7 protein-coding genes, 1 tRNA gene and 1 pseudogene are annotated in these 12,655 nt (G+C 41.8%); 1 reads left to right on the top strand and 8 read right to left on the bottom strand.

Annotated elements, in window-relative coordinates:
• Positions 1–11: 11 nt before the first annotated feature.
• Together rsgA and MK370_RS07705 are read right to left on the bottom strand one after the other, a co-directional pair.
• Complete coding sequence (gene rsgA, locus MK370_RS07710) at positions 12–890, bottom strand: ribosome small subunit-dependent GTPase A (RefSeq protein ID WP_268684817.1); 879 nt, start codon at positions 888–890, stop codon at positions 12–14.
• Between the two features lie 232 nt (positions 891–1,122).
• On the bottom strand, positions 1,123–5,808 hold the full coding sequence (locus MK370_RS07705; protein WP_268684816.1) for a Cna B-type domain-containing protein: 4,686 nt from the start codon (positions 5,806–5,808) through the stop codon (positions 1,123–1,125).
• A gap of 194 nt (positions 5,809–6,002) precedes the next feature.
• Between MK370_RS07705 and MK370_RS07700 the strand changes: the two genes are divergently transcribed.
• A tRNA-Leu gene (locus tag MK370_RS07700) sits at positions 6,003–6,085 on the top strand.
• A 146-nt stretch (positions 6,086–6,231) separates the two neighbouring features.
• Here MK370_RS07700 and rsmA read toward each other — a convergent pair.
• The 6 genes and pseudogenes from rsmA to MK370_RS07670 form a co-directional block, all read right to left on the bottom strand.
• Entirely contained in the window at positions 6,232–7,104 is an 873-nt protein-coding gene (gene rsmA, locus MK370_RS07695; RefSeq protein ID WP_268684815.1) for a 16S rRNA (adenine(1518)-N(6)/adenine(1519)-N(6))-dimethyltransferase RsmA, read from the bottom strand.
• Positions 7,105–7,124: 20 nt separating this feature from the next.
• The gene (locus tag MK370_RS07690; RefSeq protein WP_268684814.1) at positions 7,125–7,979 is read right to left on the bottom strand and encodes an SDR family NAD(P)-dependent oxidoreductase; all 855 of its coding nucleotides are present in this window, start codon (positions 7,977–7,979) and stop codon (positions 7,125–7,127) included.
• Between the two features lie 11 nt (positions 7,980–7,990).
• Positions 7,991–8,569 (bottom strand): ribonuclease M5, encoded by a 579-nt coding sequence (gene rnmV / locus MK370_RS07685; RefSeq protein ID WP_268684813.1) that lies wholly within the window; start codon positions 8,567–8,569, stop codon positions 7,991–7,993.
• A 575-nt stretch (positions 8,570–9,144) separates the two neighbouring features.
• Positions 9,145–9,915: a TatD family hydrolase gene (locus MK370_RS07680; RefSeq protein WP_268684812.1), complete on the bottom strand. Its 771-nt coding sequence runs from the start codon at positions 9,913–9,915 to the stop codon at positions 9,145–9,147.
• Positions 9,916–10,012: 97 nt separating this feature from the next.
• Positions 10,013–11,254, bottom strand: coding sequence for an MFS transporter (locus tag MK370_RS07675; RefSeq protein ID WP_268684811.1), 1,242 nt, complete (start codon positions 11,252–11,254; stop codon positions 10,013–10,015).
• A gap of 131 nt (positions 11,255–11,385) precedes the next feature.
• Positions 11,386–12,472: pseudogene (locus MK370_RS07670) on the bottom strand (ArsR/SmtB family transcription factor).
• Positions 12,473–12,655 lie beyond the last annotated feature (183 nt).

Here is a 12,655-nt window from a genome sequence, read left to right as displayed (position 1 = left end):
AGTTCTTCTCCTTATTTAGAATTTTTTTTGGCAACTTTTTTATAGGTTTCCCGACGATTTTCAATCTCGCTGAGAAACTGCAGGTAATTCTCAAAGCGGAATGAAGCTATCTGGCCGGCCTCAACTGCTGGCTTAACGGCACAAGCTGGCTCGTGAGTATGAGTGCAAGTACGAAACTTACAGGACTGGCTGAACTCAGCAATCTCGGGAAAAGCTTGATTGAGATCTTCAGCTGTACTCACCTCGTAATCCAAAGATGAAAATCCTGGCGTATCGGCAATCTTCCCGCCATTTAGATTGTAAAAGCTGACAGCTCTTGTCGTATGGCGGCCGCGGCCCAGACTTTCAGAAATCTCTCCTGTTTCCAGCTGCAGGTCTGGGGCGATTTTATTGAGCAGGGTGGACTTCCCGACTCCAGTCTGTCCCATGAAAACAGTGATTTTCCCTGTCAGCAGCGGCAGCAACTCCTCAGTAGTCTTAAGAACCTCATACCCGATAGCCTGATAAGCCTGCACATAGACATCCAAGCTCTGCTCATCCTCTAGCAGGTCTAACTTGCTGATGTAGACAATAGGATGAATCCGCTTATGCTCTAAAAGCACCAAAAAGCGATCCAACAGATTGGCATTGAAATCCGGCTCTTTCGCGCTCATGATTACAACTGCCTGGTCAATATTGACAATCGGAGGGCGTACAAGACTGTTCTTTCGCTCTGCTATTTTTAAAATATAGCCTTCCGAGTCTTTTTCTGCTGAAAATTCGACTTCATCACCGACATAAGGTGTCTGCCCTTTTTTGCGAAAATTACCCCGCGCTCTGGTTTGATAAACCTGTCCGTCCGACTCCACATAATAGAAACCAGCTAGAGCCTTAATGATTTTTCCTTGCAAGATTGCTCCTTAAAAGTTAATACACTCATTATAACAAAAAATGCGAGATTTAGCTTGCTTGTTTTGCATATAAGGCATTTCTTAAGGTTGGTTTCATTTTTCATAGAAAGCGGCTGCTTTAAAATATTTGGATTAACACCAGCATGATAAAAGCGAACAAGTCCAAAAGAACCTGTTCGCTTTTTTATCGCATGAAATACTCACTGTGGTTTTCAGTAAGTCACAAAACTGATTAGCTGCGTTTCGCCTTAGCCATCAGCATTCCTCCTGCGAGAAGCGCTGCTAGGAAGCCAAGAATAGTAACAAGGAGATTTTCTTCCTGTCCAGTACGCGGAAGAGCTTTTCCTCCTGCTTTCGGAGCTTGACCGCCTGGCTTATCAGCAGAAACCTTCCCTTCAACACTCTCTTTCTTAGCAGGGACATGACTAAAGATCAGCTGAGTACCGTTGATCTCAAGCTTGTAGCCATCTACTGGATCAGCAGCAACTCTGTAGACAATTTCCTTACCGTCCTTGTACTTAGGAAGGTCGCTAAAGTTATACTGCCAACCATTTTCTTCTGATACAACCTCTTCTTTGATTGGTTTGCCATCTGCCAAGAGTCGAACAGTAATCTTAGAAGGTCGAACCTTATCTTGATTTTCAGCATCTGACCATGCCGCAGTTCCCTTAACAGCAATCTGTGTTGGTTTATAGCTGTTAGTCAAAGTGAAGCTGCCATCTATTGCTTGTTCTTGGCTGCTGCTATAACCCTCAACCGTCACTTCTTCAAGGACTTTATAGTTGATTTTTTTGCCCTTCTTATTCTTAGGTAGATCCTCGGACTCAAACTTCCAGTCAGTAGCGGCTGTCACTTCCAGTTCATCTACTACCTTATCTCCGTCCAAAATCTTGACCTTGATAGAGGATGGGCGCTTGCCATCTTGGTTATTTGCATCATCCCAAACCTTTTGACCAGAGACTTTAACGGTTTCTGGAGTGTAAGAGTTGGTAATGGTGAACTTATCAATCTTAGTTTCATACTGAGCAACCGCATCTTCCTTAAGTGTGTAGGCAATCTCTTGACCATTTCTATATTTAGGCAGGTCTTTAGATTCAAACTTCCATCCGTTAGCAGCTGTTACTTCAAGTGTATCAACAATAGTGCTTCCATCCATTACCTTAACTGTAATAGATGTTGGGCGTTTGCCGTCTTGATCGTCTGCATCATCCCAGACTTTCTGACCAGAAACTTTAACCTGCTCTGGAGTATGAGAGTTAGTGATTGTCTGACCTTCTACTTTCGGACTGTAACCTTTTTCTTTCAAAGCGGCTACTGTTGCATCATCCTCTTTGACAGAGTAGGTAATCTCCTGTCCCTTGTCAAACTGAGGCAGATTGGTGAAGCTTGCTTTCCAAGTGTTGGCAGCTGTCTCATTATCAGCCGTCAAGGTCAACGTTTTACCTGCGACAGCAATTGGGTCTTGACCGTTTACTGAGCGATACAGTTGCACTGTGATAGAAGCTGGACGCTTACCGTCTTGGTTATTAGCATCATCCCAGACCTTCGTAACAGCATACTCCGTATTTTGAGGAGTGTAAGAATTAGTAATGGTGAACTTATCAATCTTAGTTTGATATTCCGCAACTGCCTCTTCAGTAACAGTGTAGGCAATCTCTTGACCTGCTGCATACTTAGGAAGAGCTTTAGACTCAAACTTCCAATTGTTAGCAGCTGTTACTTCCAGCTCATCTACGACAGTATCGCCATTTTTCACCTTAACCTTAACAGAAGCCGGGCGCTTGCCATCTTGGTTATCAGCGTCATCCCAGACTTTTTGACCGGAAATCTTGATCATCTCTGGAGTGTAAGAGTTAGTAACTGTGAAATCTTTGATTTCTTTAATGTAGCCAGCTACATCATCTTCCTCGATAGAGTAATCAATCTTCTGACCATTTTCATAGACTGGCAGATTTTCAAATTTGGTTTGCCATTGATCAGCAGCTGTCACTTCCTTGCTAGCGACTTCTGTCTTGACACCGCCGACTGTCTTCATCAGCTTAATGCTAATCTTAGTTGGACGCTTGCCGTCTTGATTGTCGCTGTCATTCCAGGTCTTGCTAGCAGTGATTTCTGTCTTCTCTGGTGTATAAGAGTTGGTGATATTGTAGCCGTTAAGACTGGTTGAATAACCTGGCACAGCTTCTTCCGTTATTGTATAGGTAATCCGTTGGCCATCCTTGTAGACTGGCAAGCCAGTAAAGTTGTAAGACCAGCCTTCTGCCTCACCGACTGTTTGGGTATTGACTTTTTGACCGTCAGCTAGCAGATTAACTGTGATAGAAGCTGGACGTTTGCCATCTTGGTTATCGCCATCTTCCCAAGTCTTGCTTCCAGACACAGTCGTTGTCTCTGGAGTGTAAGAATTAGTGATGTTGTAACCATCTACTTTACTAGTATAACCTGGAACAGCTTCCTCACTTACGGTATAAGTGATTTCTTGGCCTGCTGCGTACTTAGGCAAAGCCTTGGACTCATATTTCCAGTCGTTAGCGGAAGTCACATTTTGCTCATCCACAACCGTATCACCATTCAGAATTTTAACCTTAACAAAAGCTGGACGCTTACCATCTTGGTTGTCCTCATCTTCCCATTTCTTCTGACCGGAAATATTGACCGTTTCTGGAGTGTAAGAGTTGGTGATGTTGTAGCCGTCCACCTTGCTCGTGTAGCCTGAGACAGTTTCTTCTGCAACAGTATAAGCAATTTCTTGGCCTGCTGCATACTTAGGAAGAGGATTGGATTCATATTTCCAACCGTTAGCAGCAGTCACTTCCTGTACATCGACAATATCTTGGCCTTTCATGATCTTGACTCTAACAGCATTTGGACGCTTGCCGTCTTGGTTTTCCGCGTCATCCCACTTCTTCTGACCGGAAATCTTGATGGTTTCTGGCTTATAAGTGTTGGTCACTACAAATCCATCAGCAGCATTGCCAGTTACCTGAGATTGATAGTGAGAGACCGCGTCTTCTTCCAGAGAATAAACAACTTCTTGTCCCTTTTCATATTTGTTCAAGTTGGTGAACTCGATTGCCCACTGGTCAGCTTCAGTCAGAGTTCGGTTCTCAACTTCTGATTTCTGACCACCAACTTCTTTATAAAGTTTTACAACAACATTGGCAGGGCGTTTACCGTCTTGATTTTCAGCGTCATCCCATTTCTTGCTAGCTTTGATAGCGATTTTCTCTGGCGTACGACTATTGGTAACAGTGAAATTTTCCTGATCTACTTCTGGAGCATCGTAGCCATCAAGCTGTTCTTCACCGATTGTATAGGTGATTTTTTGACCGCTTGCATCAAAGATTGGTAAATCAGTTGTCTGAGCTGTCCACTCCGCATCTGTACTTCCACCAGTTACGGTCACTGTCTTGTCAGCTAGCTTTTGACCGTTAGCGTAGACATCTACAGCAATAGAAGCTGGACGCTTGCCGTCCTGATTGTTTTCATCTTTCCAAATTTTCTTGACTGTCAGCTTTTTGCTGGCATTTGGATCCACCGTATTCTTGACTGTCTTAACCGCTCCATCAGCCTTGATAGTCACCTTCATCGGATTGCTATCCAGTACATAGCCTTCCGGAGCTGTTACTTCTTCTACTGTGAATTGACCTTTCTTGATTTCTTCATTTGAGAAAGGCTGTGTAGAAACCCGACCGTTAGCATCTGTCGGCGGCAGAGTAATCTCTTCACCGCTAGGAGTTGTCACCTTAAAGACAGCACCTTCTAGCATTTTGCCAGTCTTAGAATCTTGCTTGTAGAGAACCAGACTGTTGCTGATATCAGCTGTAATGACACCGCCCTCTGTAATCCGGCTGCTACGTTCTATTGTAGAAGACTTAACACCAGGACGGTCATCTCTGAATGGCAGTTTTTCATTATCAACTTCCATCTCAGCTATATTCGACACCAAAGAACCATCCGCTGGTGAAGTTGTCATATAGTTCAACATAAAGGCATGGTTGCCTGGGTTATTGATGGTTAGAGTAAACTCTGTATAAGTGTCATTATAGGCAACCGTATAATCTTGACCTTCTTTCAAGATAACAGAATTCGCAATACTTGATAAACTCTGCGTGTACTCCCCTTGGCGAAGGACAAATTGCTCCGGAACGAATTGCATTGGTGCACTGCTATCTGGAATGACATCCTTGATAACAATCGGAGAGTTATAGGTCTTTTGCTGAGTATTGATACGCACAGTCCAGTTGTGCGAGTAGTCACCGCTCTTACCAAGAATAGCCGAATTATATGGCTTCTTAGCAATGACCCCTCCAACCTTAGCGTAGTTTTCACCCGCTGTTGAAAAACTGCTCTGTTTGCGCTCGTTAATGGTTACCTTATGGCTCATCGCGCCTTGAGTTTCCTCGGGCTTATAATTCCAGTCCTGATCAGCGCCTACTGTCGTCGCCTGAAAGTCAAAGAAGAAACTTCCTCTTACTCCACTAGCAGTTGTCTTAGACTTGTAATCTGCCAAATTCTGAATAGTAACCGTGATCAGACCGCCCTTACCTGAACCATTCGATGTCATCTTAGCAGCTCCGAGCTGGACCTGCGTTTCATTATCTGTCAGGGTAAAGGTTGTATTATCAGCAATGGTTGCACCGTTCGGTACTGTAAAGGTAAAGGTATCTCCATCCTTGAGCTTGTTATCGTAAGCAGACAAATCAAAAACTAGTTCATAACGATAATTTCCCCCTTGAACCAAATTGTAAGCACCGTTAACCTTGGTTGCTTCGCGGCCATTAGAGTAGTCCCAGATTTTAATATCTGTGATTGCATTCTTCAAAGCATCCGCTTGAGCAGTTGCTGTAAACAGCTTCAAATCGAGCAAAAACAGAAGGGGCAGCATCAAAAATAGCAGCCATTTTTTCAGTTTCATAACATTCTCCTTTTTTATTTCGTTACCTAAATAAGTAATTAATCTAATTGTAACAAATACTTGCTATAATGGCAATATCATAGAACTATTTTAGTAAAGAAAAAATAGAAATTTTTCTGCTTTTTTCATACAGTGAAAAAAACTGATATTCTCTATTGGCATTTTCACAAAAATAAGTTATAATAGAATCTCAAGCGGAGGTGGTGGAACGGCAGACACGCATGCTTCAGGCGCATGTGCCCGTACGGGTGTGAGGGTTCAAATCCCTTCCTCCGCATAAAAAGCAATCCTATCATGATTGATAGGATTTTTTGTTATTATGAAGTAGAATTACACCGCAGAGAAAAGACAGACATTTCACTTTCATATGTACCTCATTAGTAAAATAGAAGACCAGCTATATAGAGCAGATCTTCTATTTTTTTATAATCCCTCAGACTTCAAAGCGTCTGCCAAGCGCGCAAATTCTTCTAAACTCAGAGCCTCTCCCCGAACACTTGGAGATAAGTCAGCTCGTTCTAAGGCTGCTGTTAACTTGTCTTTGGTCTCCTCTGACTTCCCAAAACAACTGGTCAGGTTATTCCATAGGGTCTTCCTGCGGTGGACAAAGCTGGCCTTGGAAACCTTGAAAAAGAATTTCTCGTCCTGTACTTCAACAGCTGGCTGGTCTCTGCGCACCATCTTGAGAATGGCCGAATCCACATTTGGCGCTGGTACAAAGACTGTCCGTGGCACGATAAAGGCAACCTTAGCCGTCATGTAATACTGCACCGCGATTGACAAACTACCGTAGGCCTTGGTATTAGGCTGAGCTGATATCCTATCTGCCACTTCTTTTTGCATCATAACGACGAACTCACTAAAAGGAATTCCGCTTTCAATCAAATGCATAAGAATCGGCGTCGTGATGTAGTAGGGCAAGTTTGCCACTATCTTGATAGGCAGGTCTGGATTCTTAAACTCTGCTATGTACTGGGCCAAATCAACCTTGAGAATATCCTGATTGACCACTGTCACATTATCAAAATCGCGCAGAGTATCCGCCAAAATGGGCACCAGACGATCATCAATCTCAAAGGCCATGACCTCCGCGGCACTTTCGGCCAAAAATTCTGTCAAAGCCCCAATACCAGGCCCAATCTCGATGACATTGACATTTTTGTCAATCTCGGCTGTATCCACAATCTTCTGGAGGATGTTGGTATCCGTCAGGAAATTCTGACCGAAAGATTTTTTAAAAGTGAAACCGTGACGCTCCAGAATGGCACGGGTCACACTATGGTCTGCAATACGCATCTTTTCTCTTTTCTAATTCGTTATTCGTTATCTTTTAAGAAGGTCATTTGCTCTAGCAAGGTGTAAAGTTTTTTCTGTTCTTCTTCCTTGTAAGCAAATACGTTAGCCTTGACTTCTCTACATTTCTCGTCATACAAAAAGCCCTCATAGCCATCTTCTGTAGATAAGGCTGTATAGATTTTCGCCATCTCTTCAGGACTAATCGAAAATCTCGACTTAATTTTATACAGATTTTTCATAAAAGCGCTGAGGTGATCATAGCGGCGCATATCTACTTTGACATTGGTCACACGGATGGCCTGAACCTTGATACCTTTCCAATGCTTCCGCATATAAAGCGACAGCATCAACAAGGCCAGTTTATTTTGATAATAGGTCTTAGCAGGACTGTAATGTTTTTGACCGGATAAATTTTCAAAATCAAGCTTCATGAAAGGATAAAGCATCAGTCCTTGGGAAGAAATATTAATAATCCGACCACTTTCTGACTTTTCCAACAAGTCTTTCAATAAGGAAGAAAGCAAGTACGGAGCGCCCACATTGGTCGCAAACTGCTTTTCTAATCCATCTTTGGTAAGAATCGGTTTTTTGACCGATAAATCAAAATCGGCTGCATTGTTAATTAAAACATCTAGAGTCTCTTCTTTTTGGATATACTGCTCCACTGCTTTACTGACACTCTTCATCTCAGATAAATCAGCCAAGATATAATCCACATGCAGATTTCCTGTTTGTTGACGGATTTTCTCACAGGCTTGCTCAGCAGCTTCTTTTCGACGGCAAAATAGGGTCACTGACCAACCTTTCTCAGCTAACTGTTTTGCAGTTTGATATCCAATCCCACTATTGCCGCCCGTAATAATTACTTTTTTCATTTCTTACTCCGTTAGACTGAATATTTGAGCATGGCTTCTTCCACTTCCGCCAAAGTCACCCCAAACAATTCCAACCGTTTTAGCAGTTGCTTGCCGTTAGAATAGCCGATGCGGAGCTCTTCTCCCAGATACTCTCGGCGCTGACGGCTGTCACTTCCCATAAGCAGACCTAGTCGCACAAGATCGCTTTTGGTGATGTCAAAATTATCCTCATCATCGAAATATCCGACCAACCCAGCCAATGCCTGCTGTAAATCCTCAAATGAAGCATGCTCTACCCCAAGCGATTTACCCTTGTTCTTAGACTTGGGAACTGCCTCATCTCGACGAAGAAAGGCATGCTGAGCAGTTGGCACTGCCTCCATAATCATTCGACGGATACGCTCGCCATTGTAGTCTGGATCAGTAAAGACAATAACCCCACGCAGCTGGTGCAGTTTCTCAATCCGCTCTAGGTCTTCTTCATTGATAGCGGAACCTCTCGTCTCGTAAGTGTCAACTTGGTAAAATCGCTGCAGATTGGCTGTATCATCCTTGCCCTCAACGACGATTACTTGAGGGATTTTTAGTTTTTTCACGTTATTAGTCATTGACCTCCATTTTCGACAATTTGATTCGTAAGCAAATAAAATATGTCACTATCCACAAAACAATCAGATACACTATGTTTACAACAATTTGTGTTACATCTTTATAAGCCAACATACATGGAACTAAGATATTTGCTAAATATTCAATACCATTCTCAAACGTATTGAGAAAACCCAATATATCAAATAAGTTTAGTATCTCAATAATTGATTTGATTGCACCCCAAAATTTTTGTAAAGTACCCAGAGGTAGATACCAAAATAAAATATATACCATAGTTATTGGATAACTCTTTATGATTTTGAAAAATTCACTTGACAGTAGTTTAAAGAAAAAAGCATCGCTTCCATATAAATCATTACGTTCTTGATATCCAAATAAAAATTGTTTTAGAGTCAATTTATCGTTACATCGATAAACATACCAATAAATACAAATCCATATTAATACAGTGCAAGTTAGTAAAGGTTTCACCAAATCCCCAATAAACATGAAAAAACATAATACGCATTCTATCCCAAGAATATATAAATTGCTTTTTACGGTTGTATTAGTTTTTACCCAGTTAAATAATTTATCCAAGCCCAAACACCTTCTTTGCATTGGCATAGGTCGCTTGCGCTACTTCTTCGACAGTCAGCCCACGAAGCTCAGCAATTTTCTCTACCACATAGCGAGTATAGGCTGTTTTGTTTTCTCGGCCACGCTTGGGAACAGGCGCTAGGTAAGGCGCATCAGTCTCGACGAGAATTTTGTCCAAGGGCAAGTTCTGCGCAGCTTCTTGAATATCCGTCGCTTTTTTAAAGGTAACGACTCCAGAAAAGGAAATCATCATCCCTAGCTCGATAAAGCGCTCTGCCATTTCCAAAGAACCCGAATAAGAGTGCATAATACCGCCTCGAGGACCTACACCCTCACTCTTGATAATCTCATAGGTATCTTCCAAAGCGTCACGAGTATGAACTACAAAAGGTAGATTTAAATCCTTTGAAAGCTGGATTTGCTGGCGAAACACCCGCTCCTGAACATCCTTTGGCGCTGTCATCCAGTGATAATCCAGCCCAATCTCGCCCAGAGCCAGCACCTTGGGGTGACGAAGCTTGTCCAGCAGATAGGCTTCCACCGCCTCATCATAAGTCCCAGCCTCAGTCGGATGCCAGCCAATCGTAGCATAAAGCTGATCATAGTTGTCCGCCAACTCCAAGGCGCGCTCAATGGTTGGTCGGTCAAAACCCACAACATTGTGTGCAGTAACACTAAGCTCTTTAGCCAGTTGCAGCTCCTCTGCCTCTCGACCAGCAAATTCTTCCACATTTAAATGCGTGTGTGTATCAAAAATTTTCATGCTTTACTTCCTTGTATTTCCTGTCCTTTATTATACCAAAAATGACCTGAAAAATCAGAAGTCTCTTCAAAGCAGAAAAAAATAAGATAGCCACCATTCAACAGCTATCCGAATCTGCCTTCAAGTTCTCCATTGGAATAATCAAGTAGAAAGACAGTACCAGCATTAAAACAAGCGGTAGGAGAACATAAATAATTCCCATGCTGCTCGCAAGAGCTATTAACAGCATGGATAAAACACTCGGAACAGCCATGCTAAATATATTAATAGCTGACTGGATGGCTCCCATCGCTTCTTCTGGAATCATACTGAATACAGATTTCTGCAATCTCGGACTCAGCAAACCGACTGTAACTGAGTAAGCAAAGCTTGCTATCAGTACAAGTAAAAAGTTTTGCCAGAAAAAACCGCAAAGAATAAAACCTTCACATACTTGGCTACTATACATAGCAAGCTTAGTCGAAATTTTTTTCAGCAAACTGCCACTCAAAATATTCCCTAAGATCAAACCAGCGGAACTTAGAATAACTAACACGGCAATGGACTGGCCGACCTGCAGATTCCAAAAAGGCCTTTTCAGCAATAAAAGAGTCGCTACTGGCGTCAGAATGTTCAGAGTGACTTGCCCAAAGGTTGAAACCAATAACAACCTCACAACGTTTTTCAATCCCAGCAAGACTTTAAGAGAATCCAATAAATGCTGCCAATAATTTTCTCTATTTAGCTCCTTGGCACTGTTAAACTCCGGTTTTAAGTCCTGTAAGCTTTTACTAATATGCCAAAAGCCTAGGTAAGCTAGCAAGAATGTCAGAGCATTCAGTCCCGCCAAAGCTCCAATACTCATCCAAGCAATGAGAAAACCACCAGCTAGATTCCCCAAAATATGAACCAGACTCATACTAGCCTGCCGAAAGCCCATAGCAGAGGTCATATCTTGCTCAATCACCTTTACATAAACCGGTGTCAGCATGGCACCTGAAAAATAACTCAGACTATCCGACAGAAAGTTAATCAAGCAAATCACAAGCAGAGTCAAGAAAGAGAAGTCTTGTCCAAGCAGCAAAAACGTTACCAAGCTATATAAGAGCACCTTACTAAACTGTATAAGTAGGTATTTATGGATACGATTCTCCTGAAAGTCCGCTGCGACTCCAGTAAAAACTTGAATTAACTGGGGCAGCGTTTCAGAAAGAGAAATCAATAAAACCGCAAGTGGAGCAAAAGAATAAGCGGAGACATAGTTCATCAAAGCCAAATAAAAAACTATGTCCCCAAAACCTGAAATCCATTGATTGATGAGCAACTGGCGAAAATTTTTGTTTTTTGCAAAAACAACCATACGACATCTCCTTTACTCTTGTTAGATTTTTATTTAACAAATCATAACAATAAATTAGATATTTGTCAAATTTTTGTTAGATTATTATTTCATAAAAAGAAAGACCTAGAATGAATCCAGGTCTTCTGAAACTATGTTAGGTCTTGTTTGAACTTCTCTATAATCTTTCGAATCAGTTCTTTATTGACCGTGTATTTAACCGAATCATCATCCATCACAAGCTCTAGCAAGCCAGAATTTAGCAGCTTCTGCGTATGGAATGAGATAGAGGCTCTTGTAAGCCCCAGTTTTTTAGCTATATCTTTATTCTTGGCATGCGGTTGAATCAATTCAATCAAGACTTTATAGCGGGTTTCATCTCCAAGAGTTTTTAAGGTCAGAGCCAATGTTTCATCGTTAAGCTCCGATTCCGCCTTTGATAACTGGGAACTTCTCGTCGAAAGGACTAAGGAATAGGAGGTGAAATCAGGAACCTTTTCGAGAAAAGAGTCAATGAACATAGGTGACAGAACAAAGACTTGTGTGTCCTTTTCAAGAAGTTTGGCATTCTGCTCATCATCATTCATCACATCAGATAGGCTAAATTCTTGTTCAAAAGCTAGAACTTCCTGCTCAAACTGCTTATAAATAGGCTGATAGAGCTCGAACACTCTTTCCAACAAGGAAACTAATTGGTCCCGAAGCTTCTCTGGATGCTGAATAGCTTGGTACCAGTACCATTTATTTTCTGGAGACTTGTCACTATTCTCTATAAAAGACAGCAGATCTTCAGGATGTCCCTTGATGATTTCCCCTTTAGAAAGCTTAAGTGATAAACAATAGATGATTTGCTCTGCATCTAGTTTTTTCAGACATTCTAACAAGTCATGCGGATTGGCCGGATCTTCTCCTTTTTCTAGCAAGTAGAGGTAGAGGAGCGGAGCCAGTCCCACCGTAGCTCCTTCAAACAAACTAACCGCAACAAGCTCGTTTTTCAAAGGAAGTAAATCCTGATAGAGCTTATCATAGTGCGGCTGTACATCAAGAAGTAGCTCCTTTTGATTCTGCCGTAAATCCCTCCACATATGTTTATCATCCCTTGAAACGATGGCAGGCACCATGAGAAATTCATATAACTTACTACGATAATGAACAAGCTTTACACCCACAGGCTCTTCCCTCCTTACATACACATACTCCGCTTCTGACCAGAAAGAGTATACAATTCCTGTTTTTCATTATACCAAAAATCAAGCAAAATATTCATCCCCTTCTGCTCTATTCATCTCCTGACAAGAAATCCATATCTATACAATAAGAACTTTTTAGAAACTTTCATCTAGTCCTTAAGACTGATTTTATCTTTTTTCGATATTTTTTTATTGATTATCGATAATATTCGTGTTGTAGTTACTAAGAAAT

This window comes from Streptococcus sanguinis (assembly GCF_026781265.1).
GTDB classification, from domain to species: domain Bacteria; phylum Bacillota; class Bacilli; order Lactobacillales; family Streptococcaceae; genus Streptococcus; species Streptococcus sanguinis_T.
This window is presented reverse-complemented; position numbering and strand designations above follow the sequence as displayed.

Bases quoted from the DNA above. Each gene is read 5' to 3' on its own strand.
- MK370_RS07705 (WP_268684816.1), bottom strand. From the start codon at position 5,808: ATGAAACTGAAAAAATGGCTGCTATTTTTGATGCTGCCCCTTCTGTTT.
- rsmA (WP_268684815.1), bottom strand. From the start codon at position 7,104: ATGCGTATTGCAGACCATAGTGTGACCCGTGCCATTCTGGAGCGTCAC.
- MK370_RS07690 (WP_268684814.1), bottom strand. From the start codon at position 7,979: ATGAAAAAAGTAATTATTACGGGCGGCAATAGTGGGATTGGATATCAA.
- rnmV (WP_268684813.1), bottom strand. From the start codon at position 8,569: ATGACTAATAACGTGAAAAAACTAAAAATCCCTCAAGTAATCGTCGTT.
- MK370_RS07680 (WP_268684812.1), bottom strand. From the start codon at position 9,915: ATGAAAATTTTTGATACACACACGCATTTAAATGTGGAAGAATTTGCT.
- MK370_RS07675 (WP_268684811.1), bottom strand. From the start codon at position 11,254: ATGGTTGTTTTTGCAAAAAACAAAAATTTTCGCCAGTTGCTCATCAAT.